The 19,777-nt window shown below is 31.1% G+C and carries 19 protein-coding genes; 11 read left to right on the top strand and 8 right to left on the bottom strand.

Annotated features, from left to right (window positions below; translation table 11 throughout):
* Nucleotides 1-32 precede the first annotated feature (32 nt).
* Entirely contained in the window at nucleotides 33-191 is a 159-nt protein-coding gene (locus ACSVDA_RS00560) for a hypothetical protein (RefSeq protein ID WP_485879938.1), read from the top strand.
* Between the two features lie 454 nt (nucleotides 192-645).
* On the opposite strand, the gene ACSVDA_RS00555 is transcribed toward ACSVDA_RS00560, so the two are convergent.
* On the bottom strand, nucleotides 646-1,302 hold the full coding sequence (locus ACSVDA_RS00555; RefSeq protein ID WP_485879936.1) for a hypothetical protein: 657 nt from the start codon (nucleotides 1,300-1,302) through the stop codon (nucleotides 646-648).
* A 582-nt stretch (nucleotides 1,303-1,884) separates the two neighbouring features.
* Between ACSVDA_RS00555 and ACSVDA_RS00550 the strand changes: the two genes are divergently transcribed.
* The 3 genes from ACSVDA_RS00550 to ACSVDA_RS00540 all read left to right on the top strand — a co-directional run bounded on the left by ACSVDA_RS00550 (nucleotide 1,885) and on the right by ACSVDA_RS00540 (nucleotide 6,854).
* Nucleotides 1,885-2,220 carry a hypothetical protein gene (locus ACSVDA_RS00550; RefSeq protein ID WP_485879934.1) on the top strand — a complete coding sequence of 112 codons (336 nt, stop codon included), beginning with the start codon at nucleotides 1,885-1,887 and terminating at the stop codon, nucleotides 2,218-2,220.
* Nucleotides 2,221-2,534: 314 nt separating this feature from the next.
* Nucleotides 2,535-4,391, top strand: a complete 1,857-nt coding sequence (locus tag ACSVDA_RS00545) for an ABC transporter permease subunit (protein WP_485879932.1) — start codon at nucleotides 2,535-2,537, stop codon at nucleotides 4,389-4,391.
* 600 nt (nucleotides 4,392-4,991) lie between these two features.
* The gene (locus ACSVDA_RS00540) at nucleotides 4,992-6,854 is read left to right on the top strand and encodes an ABC transporter permease subunit (RefSeq protein ID WP_485879930.1); all 1,863 of its coding nucleotides are present in this window, start codon (nucleotides 4,992-4,994) and stop codon (nucleotides 6,852-6,854) included.
* 155 nt (nucleotides 6,855-7,009) lie between these two features.
* Here ACSVDA_RS00540 and ACSVDA_RS00535 read toward each other — a convergent pair whose 3' ends face one another.
* The gene (locus ACSVDA_RS00535; RefSeq protein ID WP_485879928.1) at nucleotides 7,010-7,459 is read right to left on the bottom strand and encodes a hypothetical protein; all 450 of its coding nucleotides are present in this window, start codon (nucleotides 7,457-7,459) and stop codon (nucleotides 7,010-7,012) included.
* Nucleotides 7,460-7,916: 457 nt separating this feature from the next.
* On the opposite strand from ACSVDA_RS00535, the gene ACSVDA_RS00530 reads away from it, so the two are divergent.
* The 3 genes from ACSVDA_RS00530 to ACSVDA_RS00520 all read left to right on the top strand — a co-directional run bounded on the left by ACSVDA_RS00530 (nucleotide 7,917) and on the right by ACSVDA_RS00520 (nucleotide 10,801).
* Nucleotides 7,917-8,459 (top strand): YncE family protein, encoded by a 543-nt coding sequence (locus tag ACSVDA_RS00530; protein WP_485879926.1) that lies wholly within the window; start codon nucleotides 7,917-7,919, stop codon nucleotides 8,457-8,459.
* A 672-nt stretch (nucleotides 8,460-9,131) separates the two neighbouring features.
* On the top strand, nucleotides 9,132-10,094 hold the full coding sequence (locus ACSVDA_RS00525) for a helix-turn-helix transcriptional regulator (protein WP_485879924.1): 963 nt from the start codon (nucleotides 9,132-9,134) through the stop codon (nucleotides 10,092-10,094).
* Nucleotides 10,095-10,168: 74 nt separating this feature from the next.
* Entirely contained in the window at nucleotides 10,169-10,801 is a 633-nt protein-coding gene (locus tag ACSVDA_RS00520; protein ID WP_485879922.1) for a type 1 glutamine amidotransferase family protein, read from the top strand.
* A 585-nt stretch (nucleotides 10,802-11,386) separates the two neighbouring features.
* Here ACSVDA_RS00520 and ACSVDA_RS00515 read toward each other — a convergent pair.
* The gene (locus ACSVDA_RS00515) at nucleotides 11,387-11,971 is read right to left on the bottom strand and encodes a hypothetical protein (RefSeq protein WP_485879920.1); all 585 of its coding nucleotides are present in this window, start codon (nucleotides 11,969-11,971) and stop codon (nucleotides 11,387-11,389) included.
* A 241-nt stretch (nucleotides 11,972-12,212) separates the two neighbouring features.
* On the opposite strand from ACSVDA_RS00515, the gene ACSVDA_RS00510 reads away from it, so the two are divergent.
* Nucleotides 12,213-12,548, top strand: coding sequence for a hypothetical protein (locus tag ACSVDA_RS00510; protein ID WP_485879918.1), 336 nt, complete (start codon nucleotides 12,213-12,215; stop codon nucleotides 12,546-12,548).
* Between the two features lie 208 nt (nucleotides 12,549-12,756).
* Nucleotides 12,757-13,143, top strand: coding sequence for a DUF350 domain-containing protein (locus tag ACSVDA_RS00505; RefSeq protein WP_485879916.1), 387 nt, complete (start codon nucleotides 12,757-12,759; stop codon nucleotides 13,141-13,143).
* A gap of 159 nt (nucleotides 13,144-13,302) precedes the next feature.
* Here the strand turns inward: ACSVDA_RS00505 and ACSVDA_RS00500 are convergent, their stop codons facing one another.
* The 3 genes from ACSVDA_RS00500 to ACSVDA_RS00490 form a co-directional block, all read right to left on the bottom strand.
* Nucleotides 13,303-13,938: a hypothetical protein gene (locus ACSVDA_RS00500; RefSeq protein ID WP_485879914.1), complete on the bottom strand. Its 636-nt coding sequence runs from the start codon at nucleotides 13,936-13,938 to the stop codon at nucleotides 13,303-13,305.
* A 64-nt stretch (nucleotides 13,939-14,002) separates the two neighbouring features.
* Entirely contained in the window at nucleotides 14,003-14,518 is a 516-nt protein-coding gene (locus ACSVDA_RS00495) for a GNAT family N-acetyltransferase (protein ID WP_485879912.1), read from the bottom strand.
* 59 nt (nucleotides 14,519-14,577) lie between these two features.
* Nucleotides 14,578-15,072, bottom strand: a complete 495-nt coding sequence (locus ACSVDA_RS00490; RefSeq protein WP_485879910.1) for a hypothetical protein — start codon at nucleotides 15,070-15,072, stop codon at nucleotides 14,578-14,580.
* A 605-nt stretch (nucleotides 15,073-15,677) separates the two neighbouring features.
* On the opposite strand from ACSVDA_RS00490, the gene ACSVDA_RS00485 reads away from it, so the two are divergent.
* Nucleotides 15,678-16,118 carry a DUF6892 domain-containing protein gene (locus ACSVDA_RS00485; protein WP_485879908.1) on the top strand — a complete coding sequence of 147 codons (441 nt, stop codon included), beginning with the start codon at nucleotides 15,678-15,680 and terminating at the stop codon, nucleotides 16,116-16,118.
* 634 nt (nucleotides 16,119-16,752) lie between these two features.
* Entirely contained in the window at nucleotides 16,753-17,721 is a 969-nt protein-coding gene (locus ACSVDA_RS00480; protein WP_485879906.1) for an alpha/beta hydrolase, read from the top strand.
* A gap of 514 nt (nucleotides 17,722-18,235) precedes the next feature.
* Here the strand turns inward: ACSVDA_RS00480 and ACSVDA_RS00475 are convergent.
* Together ACSVDA_RS00475 and ACSVDA_RS00470 are read right to left on the bottom strand one after the other, a co-directional pair.
* Nucleotides 18,236-18,739 (bottom strand): DUF4275 family protein, encoded by a 504-nt coding sequence (locus ACSVDA_RS00475; protein WP_485879904.1) that lies wholly within the window; start codon nucleotides 18,737-18,739, stop codon nucleotides 18,236-18,238.
* Nucleotides 18,740-18,937: 198 nt separating this feature from the next.
* Nucleotides 18,938-19,630 carry a DNA alkylation repair protein gene (locus ACSVDA_RS00470; protein ID WP_485879902.1) on the bottom strand — a complete coding sequence of 231 codons (693 nt, stop codon included), beginning with the start codon at nucleotides 19,628-19,630 and terminating at the stop codon, nucleotides 18,938-18,940.
* Nucleotides 19,631-19,777 lie beyond the last annotated feature (147 nt).

Genomic DNA, 19,777 nt, shown 5'->3' with positions numbered 1-19,777 from the left:
AATAAAATTCAAAAACGAGAGGATTTGTTAATATGAAGAAAATCGTATTATTGATTGCAATGCTTAGTATCATATCAATATCTTCCAATACATTAAGCATTGATCATACTTATGAATATAAACATAATAATAGCGAAAGAGGCCTGTCGCTAAATGAGTGGGAGCCAGGTCCTTTTTCTCCAAAAGTATAAATTCGTCCTAGCACTTCTCTGTACCTAGTTTACAATAATACCGTATGCTTGCGGTTGTCACAATATAAATAGCTATCAGAAAAAACGGATATTGACAATCCGTTTTTTCTATTTTAGTCAGGTATGTGAAAACCTCTCATACTTCTGGGGCTGAAACGACTTCTAGAACACAAATATAAAACAACGATTAAAACATAATTCTCTTGATGTTAAGTAATCAATGCCCCGCTGTTTAAATTGAAGCTTTCATTTATTAGTAAGTAATGTTTTTAATCAAATAAGACTCCATATCATCAAGATCTCTTACCACAGTGATTATCAGCTAAAGCTATAAATAAGCCATTGCTAATTAATAGTTAATGATAAAAAAAATTATGTGGTTCTTTGTATATGCGGCTAATTACCGATTGCTATCATCAGGGAATAACAAAAAAATACTATAGCGTCTAAAACTTCAAGAAATTCTTTCATTTATTTCTTTCAACCATTTTATCTTCCCTTCTAAAGGAGTAGGACTTGCATGATAATAAAAAGGTCTATTCGTATGTTCTATCCCAACAATTTTCTCTAGAGGTAGTGAGGCATACGCTTTCTCTGCTAGATTTTTCACTATTGGATTAGTGCCCCACGCCAATATGATAGGTCCCTTACTTCTCGTCAATACATCTTTTAGCTCTTCTTTACGCTCACTTGAAAAAATGCTGTGGGATTCAAAGCCTTTACTAGTCGCTTCGTTTACCATTTGTTTAAACTTAGTTAAATTACCTGCCCTAATATCTGAAAGATTAATTATAAGAACGTTATTCCATTGTTTTAATAGCATGCAACGCATAATTTGATATTGGGTATTGTCAGTTTTAGCGGGAGTGAAGTTTTTAGGAATATCTCCCTTTTTGTAATGAGGGATTTGATATGTTGAGTACTTGGGTGAGCATAAACCTGGGTTTACTAGGACAAACACTGCGTCATACTTGGAATGACATTTGTTTTTCTTGTGGTAGATTTCCGCATAATTTCTACATTCAAACACTTGATTTTCTATTTCTATATTATAAAAGCTACCTTTTACACTATACAAGCTCTTTAAATGTTCTGCTTTTACAAATTCCATATACATACTCCCCTCCAAAATTATTGTTGTTAGAGTTGTTTATATAGAAGTTTATTCCTTAGTAGTATTTGCTATACCTCCTCTTTATCACTCTTACTTAGTTATCATTCTCATTTCTTTATTCTTGTAGTTGACAAACTAGACTATAGTAATCCTATGGCCTTTTAATATTGTAACCTCATAGGTTTAATCATTTTAGGTGCACAGTATTTTGTCGTGTTAAAAATTGAGTATGTTAGCCTGTTATTGCATTCACCAATTACCAAATTCTAATAGACGGTTCAACCGTTCAACGATAACTAACAATATAAAACCATTTTTTATAGAACTAAATTTATAACAATAGCAACAATGTTTCCGAAAAGAGTCTTTGGTTCATTTCTAGGTTTAATAAGTCTTAAATATAAACTATCTATTCTATATTTCGTGCTAAGGGATGAAAACTAACATCATCACTCTTTGCCTTCTTGGATGATTTGAACAAAAAATAAATGACATGAACGTTTTAATACGAAGTTCATGTATTTATCCCATAGTTGTTGGAGATGATAGAAACATCCAATATGTTTAGGGGTGTTTCTCATGCATAATCTATTTGATAAAATATGTGAGGTAAAATTAATTAAAAAGAGAACTGGAGAAAGACACGACGAACTAGAAATACAATATGCTAACATTTCTGAACCTGAATACTGTAGATATTATTTAATATTAATTGAAGATAAAAAAAACGATGAGGCTAATGATAGATTTTTCGTTAATAATATTTGTGTATATAACTTCAAAACTAAATGCTATGAAAGTATTCAAGGGTTATATGCCCATTCATTAATGGAGCAAATTATGTACATCATATTATTCAAGTTAAAATATACAGAACAACCTATGCTCTCTAAAATATTAAAAAGAATAATTTGAATTACCATCCTTGACAAAAGAACTAATAAATTTGCTACATATATGAGAAATATAAATGGCTTTAAAATTAAAAACTACTTATCTCGTAACCAATATTGGGTGTAAATAGATTGATAATGCAGCTAAAATATAGGAATCCCTTTCTTCATTAATAACAATTTCCTCTGCTATAAAATTTGAATTAACCCATTAACCACTGCTTAAATCTTCGTTATATAATAATTCGCTAATTTTCACTAAATTATTCTCGAAAATCCATTTTTTTGATATAATACAAAACATTATATTACAATATTCTACATAGGAGGGAAATTTTGAAACAATTGTCGCGCAATTCGCTTTATATTGTCATTATATTCTTATTTATGTGTCTAATTATATTAATTCTTAGACAGTATTATTTATCACTAGAAGGAAGTGGCATTCATTTAAACTACCCTATTGGATGGGACGCATATAAAGAAAGTGTAAAGGGTTTTATATCCAGCGTAAAAGAAAACAAAGGTTTAGGACTATCTTATACAGGGCTTGAAGTAATGGATGAAGTGAAAAGGTATATGGGAAGAAGTCTTAAACTCATTATTCCTGCATTTTTATTTGGGTTTATCGGTGGATCATTAATTGGTTTAATTATTTATTACTTTAGAAATAAAAAGTTATTCAACTACATAAAATCATTTTTGGATGTACTATTTACGATACCCGATTTCTTTCTACTTCTTTGTTTGCAGCTTATAATAATAAAGTTTCCAGTATATGGACTTCCGCGGGTTGATCTATATGGACATGAAGAAGTTAGTAATATTCTCATCCCTACGATCATTTTATCCATTTATCCAGCAATCTACATGGTGAGAGTGATGTTTAACAATCTTATGCTTGAGGATAGTAAACTCTATATGGTTTATTTATCAGCAAAAGGATTGTCAAATTTCAGGAAAATTTTCATTCATGGATTATGGAATTCTTGGAATAGTATATTAAGTGCTGCTCCAAAAATGATGATTTATATTTTAACAAGCTTACCAATTATTGAGCTTTTTACAGACTATAAAGGGGCAGGATATAGATTTCTAATTGCTGCAGATGCTTGGACTAAGGCTTATGAAATTAATACACAGATTGGTTTACTTTTAGCTTTTATGCTGACTATCTTCTTGACTATCATCATAACGAAAACACTACAATTTTTCTTAACCCCGATATTTAATGATGGAAATCAAGTCAGTTCAACTACAGTTCCAAATACAACTAGGGTATTAAGAAGAACCAATTCTTTTATGATAAAAAAAATGAAAGTGAATTGGCAATTAACTATCGGATCATTAACGATTTGTTCATTGCTTCTGTTTAGTATTTTAGCTAGTATTCTACCATTATATGATATTACACGAGTTAAGCATATATGGATCGATGATAAGTTATATATGCCGCCAGTACCTCCAATGGATGAATACCCATTTGGAACGGATGAATATGGAAGAAGCATAATAAATCTTATCATAGTTGGCGCAAAAAATACGCTGACATTGATCGTTGGCATTGTGTTACTAAGATACGTTTTAGCGTTTATCATTAGTTTTATTATTAGGAATACAAATAATGCATTTCGAAGGATCATATCATTTTGGAATGGTTTACTAAGCTATGTTCCAACAATAATTTTTGTTTTACTTATTGCAACGATTCCACGCCTTGTTTTGAGTGAATGGAGAACGTTTTGGATGATTATACTCATTGCAATTGTCGAACTAGGGGCTGTTGTACATCTTATATCTAATGAACTAGACAAGCTCTCGAATTCTGAGTACGTCAAATCAGGTGTTGCTGTAGGGAATTCGGCTCTAAAAAATTACCGTTATTATTATTTGCCTCATCTATATCCAAAAATAATGGTTAATTTTACATCTGATCTCGCAAAAACGACTACCTTACTAGCGCAGCTAACTATTATTAGCGTTTTTATAGCTCATGAGAAAGTTCAACTTTTTACTGGAGAATGGGTGTGGGTAAGCACTTCACAATCATGGATGGCATTATTGCAAAATAGTGCTGTAGATGTTAGGATTCACCCTTGGATTCCATTTTGGACGTGTTTAGCTATCACGTTGCTCATTCTTAATTTTATGGCTATTGAAAAAGGGCTACAAAAGTTTTTTGGCAAAAAGTAAGTAATTGTAGACATCATAAAGAAAAATTTAATTTAAGCCTCTCTACGCCTATAAATTGAAGAAACATGTGTAGAGAGGAATTCTATCATTATCTTGCTCGTGGGTCTATGAATATATTTAATGAATTCCTTTTTAGAGTCGATAAATATCCAGTTATTCTAATTAATGGTATTTTAAATCCGATGGCATACATCTATCAATAGAGCAAATCATGAACATCGTATTATTCAAGTTAAAATATACAGAACATCCTACGCCTTCTAGAAGATTAAAATGAGTAAATGAACTATAAAAATTTCAAAAAGCTACTATATGTGTGAGATAGCTGCCTTTAAAATTAAGAACTTAACCTTTTGTAACTTATACAGATCATTAATTGAATTTAAGAAACCCCTACTTAATGGAAGTTAATTCTAGAAAAGTATGCTTTGCTATATTACTAGAGACTCCCTCTGCTACGCTGTTTACTGTAAACTCTGTTATATAACTTCTTATAAAAATTTACAAAATTTTTCTAAATTATTCTCAAAAATCCATTTTTTTGGTATAATACATACATTATATTGCAATATTCTACAAATTCTACAGAGGAGGTAAATTTTGAAGCAGTTAGCGCAAAGTACAGTTTATATTGTCTTAATATTCTTAATTATGAGTCTTATCATTTTAATACCGAGGGAATCGTATAATGCGGATTTGAATGATGGAAATGGGGTTCAATTACATTACATTACTGGATTTGAAGCATATAAAAATCAAATAACTAATTTTATTACGAGTATTAAAGAAAACAAAGGTTTTGGACTATCTTATACGGGGGCCGAAGTAAGCGAAGAAATAAAGAGATATATGGGAAGAAGTATTAAACTGATTGCTCCTGCATTCTTAATGGGATTTGTCGGTGGATCATTAATTGGCTTAATTATATACTATTTTAGAAATAAGAGATTTTTTAAATACATAAAATCCTTTTTAGATTTATTGTTTACAATACCGGATTTCTTTTTACTTCTATGTTTACAACTCGTATTAATTAAGTTTCCTGTATATGGACTTCCAAGAATTGATCTTTATGGTCATGAACAAGCTAGTAATATACTCATCCCCACCATTATTTTATCCATATATCCAGCAATCTACATGGTGAGAGTGATGTATAATAATCTGACGCTTGAGGATAGTAAACTGTATATGGTCTATTTATCAGCAAAAGGTATGTCAAAGTTTCGGAAGATTTTCATTCACGGATTATGGAATTCATGGAACAGTATATTGAGCGCTGCTCCAAAAATGATGATTTACATTTTAACAAGCTTACCAGTTATTGAGCTTTTCACAGATTATAAGGGAGCCGCGTACCGATTTATCGTAGCGACAAGATATTGGGAATATCAAACACAAATTGCTTTTCTTATCACCTTTATGTTGATCATTTTCTTTACAATACTCATCACGAGGTTATTACAGACTTTCTTAACCCCGACATTTAACGTCGATGATCAGCTTAGCTTTGCTACTGTTAACAATTCAAATAATCTTTTTAGAAAAAGCATAACTTTTTTGAAAGCAAAGATAAAAGAAAATTGGCAATTAACGATCGGATTATTATCGATAAGTTTATTACTTATGATAAGCATTATAACTAGTATTCTACCGATATTTGACATGACCCGTGTTCAGCATTTATACATCAATGAAAAGTTATTCATGCCACCTGTTGCTCCTATGGATGAGTATCCACTTGGAACTGACGAATTTGGTAGAGATCTAATTGAATTATTCATTGTTGGAGCAAAGAACACACTGACTTTAATCGTTGGCATTGTTTTGTTAAGATACGTTTTAGCCATAATCATTAGCTTTGCTGTTAGAAATTCAAACAGTATATTTAGAAGAATCATCACATTTTGGAATGATTTATTGAGCTATGTCCCAACTATAATTTTTGTTTTAATCATTTCGGCAATTCCACAGCTCGTACTTAGTGAATGGAGACCGTTTTGGATGATTTTACTCATAGCACTTGTTGAGTTAGGTGCTGTTGTACATCTAATGTCAAATGAGTTAGACAAGCTTTCGAGTTCTGAGTACGTCAAATCAGGTGTAGCTGTAGGGAATTCGGCACTAAAGAATTATCGTTTCTATTATTTACCTCATCTGTACCCTAAAATTATCGTTAATTTTACGTCTGATCTCGCTAAGACGACAACTTTACTTGCTCAACTAGCGATCATTCAAGTTTTTATTGCTCAAGAAAAAATACTAAGGCCATTTGGTCAATGGGATTGGATTAGCACATCAAAATCATGGATGGCATTGTTACAAAATAGTGCTGTAGATATAAGAGTTCACCCTTGGATTCCCTTTTGGACGTGTTTAATCATTACATTACTTATCATTAATTTTATGGTTATTGAAAGAGGATTACAAAAGTATTTACGTAAAAAGAAAGTAACTATGTAAATCATAAAAAATAATGTATCTTAAGCCTCTCTGCACTTATAAGTCGAAAAAACTTGTGTAGAGAGGCTTTCTTTCATTACCTTTGCTCGTGTGTCTATATATATTTGTGGAATGGCCTAATCTAGTATGTTTTCATGCGGGATAACACTATACACCTATTCATATTCATGGAAATTTGTATCCTTTGGCATAATGTTACGAATTGTTATAGTCTCATCTTTGTTTAAAGCAGAGACAACAAATTCTGTTCCCCAATGTTCTGAATTATAGGTTCTGTTTCCATCTTTGTAAAAAAATAAAGAAAACCATTTTATCTTTCCTTTGTTATCTAGGTGATTTGTTGTTAGTAGGCTAACTAATTTTGGAGATAAGACTGTTTTAATAACGGTCATATCATTCAAGACATCTATAGTATAATCCTCATTTATTCGCATTAATTCGTCGATAATTTTTTGTTCCTCATTCCAACAATGGATTTCAATTGAATTTGAGTGTTTTAAAAAGTGCTTAATTAATGGAATCCAATAATCATAATTTACAGGTACTCCTATCCATGAATCTTCTTTTACATAAGTTGATACTGAAAAATACATTTTATTACTCATATCCCCCACCCTTCTAACCTTACGATAATTTTTTAATATGTATGAAATGCTTTGTATATTATCTAACTACTATAAGTTATTGATCTTCTATTTCCTAATACAAATATTATTACATGTAAAAAGAAATCTTTGTAGTAAACCTATATATACCACTATAGTGATCATTAGGATGATTTGTCTCTTTAGCATTGTGTAATTTGTTTGGTAAACGTACGGTATAATATTTTTGTTATGTAGCTTATCCTCGTCATTATATAGTTAGCTCATTCTACTTGATTAAATAGGTGTATCCGATCCATGTGTAATATAAATTTGAGATTGGAGAAGGAATGACTAGTCTATAAAATATCGGCTTAAAATTGAATAGAGATTTTAACATGCCATATAAATTAGTAGATCACTGTAAAAAATATTTCATATCCTTTTAATAACGACTAAATGAAGAGGTGCTTTTATTTTGGCTACATTTGTTATTGATGCAAAATCCCATTCAGTAATAGCTACAATACCTGAAGGGAATTTCCCGCCTGCTACCTTTACAGCAACCCCCTTCTCAGGAAAAATTGCCTATGTTATTAACAGTAACAGTATGAATGATCCTGTTATTTCAGTTATTGATGTAAAAACTCATTCAGTAATTGCAACTATACCTGTCGGAGATAACACTATAGCTGTCGCTATTACACCAGATGGAAAAACCTCTTATGTTGCCAATGCAATCGGAAATTCTATCACTGTCATTGATATCAAAACACATAATGTGGTTGCAACAATTTCTACCGAGCCAACTTTACCATTTGATATTGCTTTTTCTCCCGACGGAAAACTTGCTTATATAGCTGGAGGCGTGGGGACGACAAATGGCACCATTACTGCTATTGATGTGAAAACTCATTCAGTAATAGCGATACTTGATTTATCTGGAACATCACCACTTTTTGTTACTTTTACACCGGATGGTAAACTAGCATACGTATTTGCTGTTCAGAGTAGTCAATAACTATGTCAAATCGCATGTTAAGTTAATTCGTTATTAAAAACAGATCGAATAAAGCTTTTATTCTAGCAAGTCTCGACAAATGCTCTTTAGTTAAATTGATCATTTATTAAAGAATGATTAAGTTGACTTAGCACATAAATACAAGCACCACAGTTTAAAGTGCATAACATATCGTATAACCATTAATCATCACTCCACCCCCTCCTAACTTTCTTTTGAAAATGACCTAGGAGGGGATACATATTGGTTAACATTGATTTTCTTATAATATGGTCCGTTGAAAAAAAGTGACTGTTTCATATTCTTTGTTATCGTTAAGATGTCTTGTCTAAAAAAAACTAAGTTGACTAATAATAGCCTGTGTTTGTATTAAGTGAACTTTTTGGTGCGATGATATAGTACATAAATTCCATGGTACTGACATGTGAATTATTCTTACACACATGGCAATTATATTGAGGCGCAACATAGCTGTTGAAATAACCGAAGGTAGCATAATAGTTTCCTAAAGATGTTGAAAATAAAAAATTGACCATGTGTAAAAAAGCTTATTAATTAGAAGAATTTTGATAACATATTGAACATACTACATATTATTGAGGAATGAGTAGAATAACAAGCTAATGTTTAGTAAAATTTACTAAACGAGAATAATTTTAGAGGTGGCTTCAGATGCCTAAAATTGATAATTTACTAGCAATATTATGGATGCTAAGCACTGGTAAAAAAATAACTGCAAACGAAATCTCAGAAAAATTAGAGATCAATATAAGGACTGTGTATCGATATATTGATACACTTTCTACAAGTGGTGTACCTATAATTTCTGACTCCGGCCATAACGGTGGATATACTTTAATGACTCATTTTATCAAAGCTCCTCTTTTTTTTGATAATGAGGAACAAACATCCTTATATCACGCTGCTGTTTTTGCAAAAGAAGCGGGATACTACGGAGGAGAAGCACTATCTAGGGCAATTTCAAAACTAAGTAAATATTCCAATCAAGAACAAGAAAGAAAAATAAGCCAACGCAAAGCTAGTCTTGAAGTTATAAATCAAAAAAGCTCCTTCTCTGCGGCCCCTCTCCTAAAAGAACTAGAGCAGGCAGTTGCCGATAGATACGCTGTTAATATACAATACCATAAAAGTAGCGACGAGCAATCGAAGTTTAGGTTAATTGAACCATACACAATTATTTATTGGAAAACTAACTGGTATGTGATTGGATTTTGTCATCTTAGAAATGATATACGTAGTTTTAAAGTTGAGCGTATTGATACCATCATACAAACCGAATATCATTTTAACAAGCCAATAGATTTTTCAGCACGTGAATTTTTTTTAAAAAATATTCTTCCGACTATGGATGATAAGGATGAGATTATTTCTCTAGTTATTAACGGAAATAAAAACACCTTGAATGTATTATGCCAACATTGGTTTTTAGAAAATTATTTACATGAACGGACTCCTAATCAAGCGGTATTCCTACTTGAGAAAGAAATACTAAATACATATGTACCTCACATGATTTTGCCTTATGGTAAATCGATTCAAGTGCAAGAGCCAATAAGTCTAAAAGAAAGGCTGATCGAAATTCTTTCGGATTTAATAAAATTTTATGAAAAATAATAACTTCCCTGACGTTATCTGTCAGGGAAGTTATTTTATAATTGCTATAATAATTTTGATTGGAGTGTTATTAGATGCAAACGAACAGAGTTCTTCTTTACGTATTTGATACGATGTCAGATTGGGAGTATGGATATTTAATTGCTGAATTAAACTCTGGAAGATATTTTAAAAAAGGTTTAGCTCCTTTAAAAATAATTACAGTTGGAACTAATAAAGAAACGATTACTACAATGGGCGGATTGAACATACAACCAGATATTTCGCTTAATGAGTGTAATTTAAAGAGTAAAGATCTTTTAATATTACCTGGAGGAAATACATGGGGAGAAAGTATTCATCAACCTATCTTAGCAAGAGTTGGAGATGCTTTAAAATGTGGTACAATTGTTGCTGCAATCTGTGGTGCAACTGTAGGGTTAGCGAATGCTGGCTACCTAAACTCTAGAAAACATACTAGCAATAACTTAGATTATATGAAAATGAGCTGTCCTAATTATAAAGGAGATCAGTTTTATGAATTAGGACCTGTAGTATGTGATGAGAATTTAGTAACTGCATCAGGGATATCTCCTCTGGAATTTGCTATGGAAGTACTGAAAACATTAGATGTATTCGCACGAGACACATTACATTCATGGTATAACCTAAATAAGTTTCATGAATCTAAATACTTCTTCCAGTTAATGGATTCATTAAATAACTAAGTCTAATTGTTAATATTGTTAAAAATGAATAAGTGCGAATCATAATGTAGCTATAAAATAATTTGAATTACTGATTGCCAACAAGTTTTTTTATGATTTAGAATAAGGATTATCAAGTGATCGTATTTTTAAAGAATGGATTTCTTTAAACGATGCTACCACTTTAAGTAAATAAGATTAGGATATTTTCTAGGTTATAGCGTTGTAATAAATTTAGTAGAACAACTAGGAGTAGAACAAGTATTAACCCTTTGGGAGAAAAAGGATTTTAAAGAAATGGTTAAGGAGCAGCTTCAAAAATTAATTTCCTGACGTTCATTACCTAAATTCCACTTTTTAATAAATTTGTTAATCTATCTTCATCAGTGTAAATGACTAATAACTATTAAGGAGTTCTTACTAAAAAAGGAATAAGCATGCTTTTAAATAAATATAAAAATTAGGTGATTATACAGCATGTCTTATTCTTTTTTTTATATTCATTGATTAATCCAAATGGTTCCCTTAAAACGTTTATTTTAATATACGGTTGCGATTTAGCTTTTCTCACCTAATTGTCTTACAATTATATGGTTTGTGGAAAGGTTATTCATATGGCATAAAGTCTAGAGCATTTTCAACATTGCCATTTTTTATGTTTTCGGTTAATTTAAATAAACTATAGTATATATCATTGATTTCTTTATCATTTATTTTATCTTTTGAAAGACCTTTACCTAAAATCCATGTTGGATAGTTTTCTGCATCTGTCATTAAATATCCTTGTGTATGTCCCATATAATCACGGGAGAATGCTTCGTCATAAGTACCTCTATAATCATCTTCTAAATACACCCAGAGAGGTTTGTATAGTCCTACAAAGAAAACTGGTGTATGAAAGTTGTTCGTGAAGACATCTTTATTTGTAGATAACGATGCTTCTTGAAAAACATCTTCTGTTAATACGAAAGCATCATACTGTATGTTATCGTCAGCAATTTGTTCTAAGTTAGCCTGATGAAATAATACATTGTGGGATTGAATGTCTGGTAGTGTTCCAATTACACCAATATTTAATAAGACACCGCCGTAAATCTGAAACTGTGTATTTTTTTCATTTGTATAAGTTAAAATGAATGCCACTATAACTGTAATCGTTATTAAAACTATAGCAAATACTATTTTTTTCATAAACCTTCCTCAATTCTAAAATAATAAATATTGTCCAACTTTTTCTCATATGCAAGACGAATTTCTTGAAAAAAAGTTGCAAAATTAAAGATGGTATTTATTTGTAATTCTTAGTTTAAAATTAAACATTTTAGAATATACTTCAACGGTTCTAATCAAAAAGAAGATAATCCTTTTTTTGTATATTGGTTTATAATATTTGGTAGTATGAGTAAATATTAAGTGAAAAGGAGGCTAATTGATGAAAGCTAACAAGACAAAGAAAATGATTTCAGGCGTAAGTGCTGCTGTTGTATCACTTTCATTAACTGGGTGCGGGGAATCAACCTTACCTGAAGTTCCAGATAGTGAAGATTGTTTAGATTGGGAATTTGACAATGAGTTGGGAGTATGGGAATGTGATGATGATGATTCCGATTTTTATGGACACTATTTTTTATTTGGCAAAAGTTATATTAATAAAAGTAAACTGATTAAGAGCTCAGCCTATAACTCGTACAAATCAACCTCAACGTACAAAAATGCTACTACAAAGTCCGGTTTTGGTTCTGGAGCAAAAGGAGGATTTGGGGGTTGATTTAAAGAATATCTGTCGAACCGTACGAGGACAACAAGTGATGTTTTTTTAACCCTTTTGTACTAAGCAATGGATAGATTTACAATACAAATATTTAAATTTAATAATAATCTAAAATAGTGTTTGCTTAGGAATAGACATAGGAAAATGAATCTTATTTCTTACCCGTTGGTAGGAAATGAGAAATACATTTAAGGAGAAATAACAAATGGTAAATTTTTTACTTTATTTAGGAACTAATATTATTATGCTTGTTATAGGATTATTTTTAATGGAGCTGACAACAAAAAACAAAGAGTTTCGATTAATTGCAGGTGGGAATAAAGCAGCTGCTTATGTTCTTGGTGGTAGATTAGTAGGTTTAGGGATAGTTCTATATTCTACATCTGCAAATTCTCTTAACCTTATTGATTTAATGATTTGGGGCTCCATAGGAATTGTCGCACAAATTGTAGTCTTTTTCTTAGCAGAATTACTTACTCCTCAATTTAAAATTACTAAAGCAATTGATGAAGATAATCAAGCTGTAGGTCTTTTCCTACTACTTTTATCAATAGCAGTTGGTTTAATTATCGCTGGATGCTTAACATATTAAACAAAAAGGATTGCCTAGACTGAAGTGGCAATCCTTTATCAATTCATTCGCTTATTCTTATTTAATCTAAAGATCTTATGTCCTTAACAGTAAACTCGTACTTAACTACTTTCTCAAATGAGTATATAACGCTCCTATATCTGTAAGTATAATTAGCTATTATTTTATGATTCTTTGTATATTTCCTTTTTCATCGTAATATACTCGGTAATTGTCCACGTTCCCATTTTCGTTATTAAGGTAATGAATAGAGTATTTTTCTACTTTGCCATCTTCAGACCAAGTAATAAATAATTGAGCCTCAATAACATCACTATTTAAACCTTCAACGTCTATAGCATCAAAGAATTCATCATTAAGTGATTTATAATCTTCATCTTTTCCTAAATCATACCTCCATAATTGTTCACTATTCTTTGCTCCTATCCCTTTCTGATAGTCATTTCCCAAAAGATGTTCAACTTCATCACTCGATTGGCCTAGTTTTAATTTTTCTTTAATTATCTGAACTGGTAATGATTTATTCTCGTTTGTTTGATCTTCATTTTCCATAGTTTCTTCAACTGACACATTATCTTCGCTTGATTGTTCATCTTGATCTTTGCTTTCTTCTCCCATGGCATTTTCATTGTGCGTTTGTTCGTCTTTATCAATTTGTGTATCATTCTTCTTATTTTCAGATGTTTGTAGATCATTATTACTTGTTTTTTCCTTAGTCGTTTCTGCTGAACTACAAGCAGTTAAAGTACCAAAACCTAATGTTAGTAAAATGAATAATATTTTCACAGATTTCATGAATGTCTCTCCTTTGGTGTCTAATCTAATGATGGAAAAATTTACTTAAGTGTCTCCTACATGGTTATTTTAGTCCCAATAATTTATAGTAAAAAACAGTTCCTTGTAGTTTACCATCTGATGACTGTGCATAGGATGGTATAGTCCCAGACTCTACATAACCCAAGGATTTGTATAAAATATTTGATGGATCACCTAATCTAGTATCTAATATTATTAAGCTTCTACCTTCTTTCGTTGCTCTAGACTCGATAGTTTTCATTAGTGTTGACGCAATACCACATCTTCGACTACTTGGGTCAACCATTAACTTTGAAACCTCAGCTCTGTGTGTACCATTTTGATGCATAGCTAAATGCAACTGAACGGCTCCTCTAATTTCATTATTAATCTTTGCAATATACAAAATCACTCCAGGCGTAAGCACTTTGCTCCAATACTCTATTGCTGCATCTGTGCTTATAGGTGCTAAAAACCCTACAGAAGCACCCTTATTAACAACTTCCTTTAACAATTTAGCAAGTTCTATTTTGTTGTCGTCAATTGATGTAATTTCAATTACTTCCAATGAATTATTCATAGTAATATTCTCCTTATATGTAAATTTAATAATCACCTGATTCAGCTAATAGCTATACATTACTTCATCACGTACTCAACATCATTGGATATAGCATTGTTATATTCGTCATAAGTGCTATAAATAATCCAATATTTAACCTCTTCCGTGTAGCCATCTGTCAATTCAATAGAAGATTTAACTAATTTAGCAGTTTTGCCAAACATTTTCACATCTTTAATATTAGGATTGCTTTCTCTTATTAACGTTACACATAAAGAATTTTTTTGGCAATGTGTTGACGAGCCCTCATACAAAAAATCTTTATACCCAGTAACCCATTTTATACTATCATAATCCATTTTTAAAACTGCTACTTCTATAGGCCTTAAATACTTTTCACTTTGATAAATGACAAAAACATGATTAGCTTTAACATCATAATCAATGATGGTTCCAACATTAATTTGATTTTGAAGTAATAAATTTTGAATTTGTTCTTCAAGTGATAATCTATCATCAACGTTCTCTAATTTAGAACAAGCTGATAACAGCATTATAGTACTAACAATCATATAAATATATTTCAGTGTAATCACCCCTTTTCTTTAAACATGTAACCATAAGAAAATTATATTAGGCACAGTATTCACTATAAGTATCTCGTTTTTAGCACAACAACAATTGTTTAAATCCAAGAAATACTAATATCCTACCAATATTGCTAACTGCTTCCTAAATAACTCATTTATACATGCTAGACGAATGAATTCATGTAGAAGTTGCAAAAAAATTATGGTAAATTTAGGACAACAATACATGAAGTAAATCAAAACAAACGGGGGTGGCAACACTTGAATTGTATAGATAGAATGAACTAAAAGGTACTTAAAGTAGCACAGAAAGCTCCTACTGACATATAGAAATTATGTTTTAGTAAACGGACGGAGGCTTATTAAATAAGTGATATTTATAATATGTTGAAGAGGATATATATTGAATTTTCGGCCTATACCTTATTGAACGACATTCACATAGAGGCTACAATAATTAAATTGAATAATTCATTTTAGCTAATCACCCTCCCCTCTTTTTTATTGTTCACACTTCACAAAAGAGAGGATTATCGATCGTGTATTGCGAAAAAAACTGAAGGTGAGTTTTTATCATTAATAAATTTGTGGTGGAAGGAGATGTAATTTTGAATAAATATAAAGACAAGGCAGGCTTGTTTAGTGATTTTAATTTTAAATTAGTGGTGATAAATAGCTTGATTGAATCAGAGGAATTTACAAGATTTGAAGATGATTTACAAAAGTTAGAAGAAAGATTTGTCGATAATTACGAATGGTATGAAGATAATCCTCCAATACCAGAACTGATGCAATATTTTAGTGAATTAGTTCTTGAAGAAAGTGATTTGAATTCAATCACGGAGCTAGTATTTGATGGAGGTAATGAAATTTACGCATCATATCTAAAGCCAGATTGGGACGGAGATGATGATATTTTTGATGTGAAAAGTATAGAGGGTTATCAAAAGCTAGTAAATTTAAAAACAGTATATGCAATTGGCATGGTTGATGAAGATGTATTAGCACCAATGATAAATGATGAGTAATCAATGATTGTGTTGAATCAAGGGGGCTGAAAGCAGCCCTTTTCATTTTTAAGCTAATATAGCCTATCCAAGGTGAATGCTACATAATTCTACTCCTCCCCATCTTTCTTTTTCTTCGAGTTTGTAGAGAATAGATCACTTAAGAAGTGAAAAATATCTGACACCCAATCCCAAATACTCATAATTAATCACCTTTTCCTAATTTAATTCATAACCGATACATATTAAAAAACAATATTACTTGTGTTTCATTGTTAGCATCTATATTACAAAGGAGGTGGCCTAGTAAATTAGAAAATGTGGGTTTCCGTTCTAAGGAATCCCACACTTTAAATCAATACGTAGAATTTTATCAAGTAAAAACGAGTTTCAATTAAATCTCGTTCGACTACTCGGTTCAGTTTGTAAAGCACTAAATGGGCAGCATGCACTTTCAGATTAGAAAATCAACACTAAAGTGTCTATGGTTTTATAAAGAATGTATGTAGAATAACTTTAAAGAAATGATTAAGGTCCGTATGAAGTAGTTTATCAGTAGTTATAAACATTTTATGGAATATATTGAGAAAGTAATTAAATACACAAAATACGTATCATCTGAACTAAAATGTACAATTAACTATGGGGGTGTATTATGAAAAGAGTTAAACGAAGTGAACATTTAATTGATCCAGAAATACGAGATATTTTAGATGTTATGGGCAGTATGAGTTTAACACCAGAAAATTACTTAGAAGTTAGAGAACAACTCAAAGCGTTTTTCACTTCTAGTGTGACTGAACGATATGATGTTGAAATAGAAGAAATAAGGATTGATAATTTATTTGATGATTCTAAAGTGAGATTAGTTATTACAAAGCCGAAAAATAGAGCTGAGCAACTTAATCCATTAATTTATTCTGTACATGGCGGTGGTATGATTATCGGTAGTCCAGAAATGAATAATGAAAAGCATGCATTTCTAGCACATCACTATAATTTTATCGGTGTCTCTGTAGACTATCGTTTAGCCCCTGAATTTTCTCAACCTGCTCAATTACATGATTGTTATTCAGGAATTAAATGGTGTATCGACCACGCTAAAGAATTAAATGTTGATATTAATAGAATTGCTGTTGCTGGCGAAAGTGCTGGAGCTGGATTAGCTGCAGGATTAGCTTTATTTACTCGTGATTGTCAGGAGTTTAATTTTCATCACTTACAATTATCTGTACCAATGCTAGATGATCGTACGGCTATTGGAGAAGCGCATCCATTTAATGGTGAATATTTTTTCGATAATGCTATCAATTATTTTGGGTGGAAGTCTGTTCTTAAACAAGATCCTGGAACTGAAGGCATTTCAGAATATTATTCGCCTGCTATGGCTAAATCTTTTAAGGGCTTACCAAGCACATATTTATGTGTAGGCTCTATTGATTTATTTGCAGATGAGACATTGGATTTTGCAAAACGTTTAATGTATGACGGTGTACTTACAGAATTGCATGTTTATCCAGGGTATCATCATTTAGGGTTAACTGTTCCAGATGCGTTTCATAGTAAGAAAGATGCAGATAATAGTTTAAATGCTTTACTAAGAGCCTTAAATATCCTTAAGTGAGTTATCGATTTTTTATCAGAAAATGATAATCGGTGAAAATCCCCTCCTTTTCATGAACGGCACAAGGAGGTTACATATATTTTCTCAAAGTGTATGTTGTTCTTCCCTTTTGAAATTATAAGTTAAAACCTGTCTTTAGTATAAATAAATGTTAAAATACTTTTTAACAGCACCATATTGTAGAATACCATTTCCAATTTGGTCATTAGTCGATTACACTTATAGACTCATTAATCAATATGTTTCCTGTCTAAAACTGGTTAATCCCCTAATAAAATTAATCTTCTAGTTTGATAAAGCTCTCATTCTTTTATCTTCTGAACATCCACCTATTAACCACAATTTATCTTGTGTTTACTATTCTGAAGAACTAGAACTAATAAACAATATAGCCTTTCAGTTAAGAAAGACGCGCTTCTTAGAAAAAGTCACCTTATTGCTGAAGATTACTATCGTTCATTCTAGCCGTTAATTAACTTACTAAATTCCTAAGTTATATAATTTTTATCTATGCTTATAATTCAAAAAAGTAAGGACCCAATCCTGCTTCTTGTTCATGGGTTTGTACATAAGTCCATGTATAATCTTCGTTAACTATATACATATCCTTTTCACCTTTAAAATCCTCTGTCGTAATATTTTCAGCACTTTCAAGTGAATATGAGTATGTATTTTGATAAAAAACGTAAACTTTATTTTTCTTTACTTTATTGAAAGCTTCAATGGCTTTTTCTTTTTCTTTACAAGGTAGTACTTTACAGCTGAAAATATGCCATAGATATTGGTGTAAAAAGATTTCATCTTTTTTACTTTGACTAATGGAATTCGTAAAAGTATCTTCCCATCGTTTCCTTACTTCAGCATTACCAATATAGGTAAGGCCGACCCCTTTTTGATCCATCTTATCTTTAAACTCGTATCTTGATTTGATTTCCTTTGCATAAAATGTCAATTCAAAAACCGCATCATCAGTTAATTCCTGAATAATTGCATTCAACTGTTCTCTATTCGAATTCATGATTTCACCTACAATGAAAAATTTTAACTCCAACATGTAGTTTACAACAATTATGCTTGTTTGTAAGCTATAAATAAAATCCCCTATGAAATATGACGCATATCTATTCGAAAAGCGCCAGATTCTTGAATGAATTTTTTCTCTTGAACACTAGTAAACACTTATATCTCATATTGCATATCTTAAAATTTTGTTGTATTAGTTTTTCTGCATCAAGTATTTCCTCGTATAATTATCATATTTCTCAATCGCATATCTAAATGAAACTCTAGGCATAATCATTTTGTTATTTTTCACATAAAGATAGACTTCGTCTGGTTTAACAGTGGAATATATTTTAAGCATCCATCCATAACCTTTTAAAACTAAGTCATGTTCATCATTCATCAGACGATCTACAATTGTAAACGGTTCTAGTTCATCAAACCTCATCTTCTTAATTGGATAAATTATAATAACAGCTGCTGCACGCCTTACCCAAAAATCAGGATGTTCTGTCCATTGAACAACCTTAGGAAATAAGCTATTATATTGACTTAATAGCTCTCCAAAAGCGTGAGTACAGAAATCATCACAATCTCCCCACCCTGTTACATATGTTTTTAGCCATCTTTCAAAAACAAGGAAAGTATCTTTACTATATTGTGTTTTAATTCTGAAAGCCCAATCATACGCAATAACCCCATACTCCCATTTACGATTCTCTAACAGTTTTTCACAAAGTAGAAGTATATTTGCAATTGATTTATTATCAATTAGTTTAAATACAGTTGAGGAAATCGACCTTATTTGATAGGTCTTAACATTCGAGTTTTTCGTAATACCATCTATTCGTTTATGAACTTCTAATAATACACTATTATTGTTATTGGCTACTTGGTTCTTAATCATTTTTTCTCACCCATTTTTATCAAGCTAATTGTTCAAATATTGACTGTATCTTAGAGTTAATACCATTAAAATTGATCCTCGTATGTGTTAATTTGAAGACTTCCTCATTTAGTATCCATAATTTAGGCATTACACTTAATATTATTA

It is taken from the genome of Cytobacillus sp. Hm23 (genome assembly GCF_051842895.1).
Taxonomy (GTDB): Bacteria; Bacillota; Bacilli; order Bacillales; family SM2101; genus Nanhaiella.
The sequence above is the reverse complement of the archived record's forward strand: the minus strand, read 5'-3'. Positions and strand labels throughout refer to the sequence as shown.

What these genes read in the sequence shown, in the direction of transcription:
- ACSVDA_RS00560 (WP_485879938.1), top strand. Translation starts at nt 33, where the DNA reads ATGAAGAAAATCGTATTATTGATTGCAATGCTTAGTATCATATCAATA.
- ACSVDA_RS00555 (WP_485879936.1), bottom strand. Translation starts at nt 1,302, where the DNA reads ATGGAATTTGTAAAAGCAGAACATTTAAAGAGCTTGTATAGTGTAAAA.
- ACSVDA_RS00550 (WP_485879934.1), top strand. Translation starts at nt 1,885, where the DNA reads ATGCATAATCTATTTGATAAAATATGTGAGGTAAAATTAATTAAAAAG.
- ACSVDA_RS00535 (WP_485879928.1), bottom strand. Translation starts at nt 7,459, where the DNA reads ATGAGTAATAAAATGTATTTTTCAGTATCAACTTATGTAAAAGAAGAT.
- ACSVDA_RS00525 (WP_485879924.1), top strand. Translation starts at nt 9,132, where the DNA reads ATGCCTAAAATTGATAATTTACTAGCAATATTATGGATGCTAAGCACT.
- ACSVDA_RS00520 (WP_485879922.1), top strand. Translation starts at nt 10,169, where the DNA reads ATGCAAACGAACAGAGTTCTTCTTTACGTATTTGATACGATGTCAGAT.
- ACSVDA_RS00515 (WP_485879920.1), bottom strand. Translation starts at nt 11,971, where the DNA reads ATGAAAAAAATAGTATTTGCTATAGTTTTAATAACGATTACAGTTATA.
- ACSVDA_RS00510 (WP_485879918.1), top strand. Translation starts at nt 12,213, where the DNA reads ATGAAAGCTAACAAGACAAAGAAAATGATTTCAGGCGTAAGTGCTGCT.
- ACSVDA_RS00505 (WP_485879916.1), top strand. Translation starts at nt 12,757, where the DNA reads ATGGTAAATTTTTTACTTTATTTAGGAACTAATATTATTATGCTTGTT.
- ACSVDA_RS00500 (WP_485879914.1), bottom strand. Translation starts at nt 13,938, where the DNA reads ATGAAATCTGTGAAAATATTATTCATTTTACTAACATTAGGTTTTGGT.
- ACSVDA_RS00495 (WP_485879912.1), bottom strand. Translation starts at nt 14,518, where the DNA reads ATGAATAATTCATTGGAAGTAATTGAAATTACATCAATTGACGACAAC.
- ACSVDA_RS00490 (WP_485879910.1), bottom strand. Translation starts at nt 15,072, where the DNA reads ATGATTGTTAGTACTATAATGCTGTTATCAGCTTGTTCTAAATTAGAG.
- ACSVDA_RS00480 (WP_485879906.1), top strand. Translation starts at nt 16,753, where the DNA reads ATGAAAAGAGTTAAACGAAGTGAACATTTAATTGATCCAGAAATACGA.
- ACSVDA_RS00475 (WP_485879904.1), bottom strand. Translation starts at nt 18,739, where the DNA reads ATGAATTCGAATAGAGAACAGTTGAATGCAATTATTCAGGAATTAACT.
- ACSVDA_RS00470 (WP_485879902.1), bottom strand. Translation starts at nt 19,630, where the DNA reads ATGATTAAGAACCAAGTAGCCAATAACAATAATAGTGTATTATTAGAA.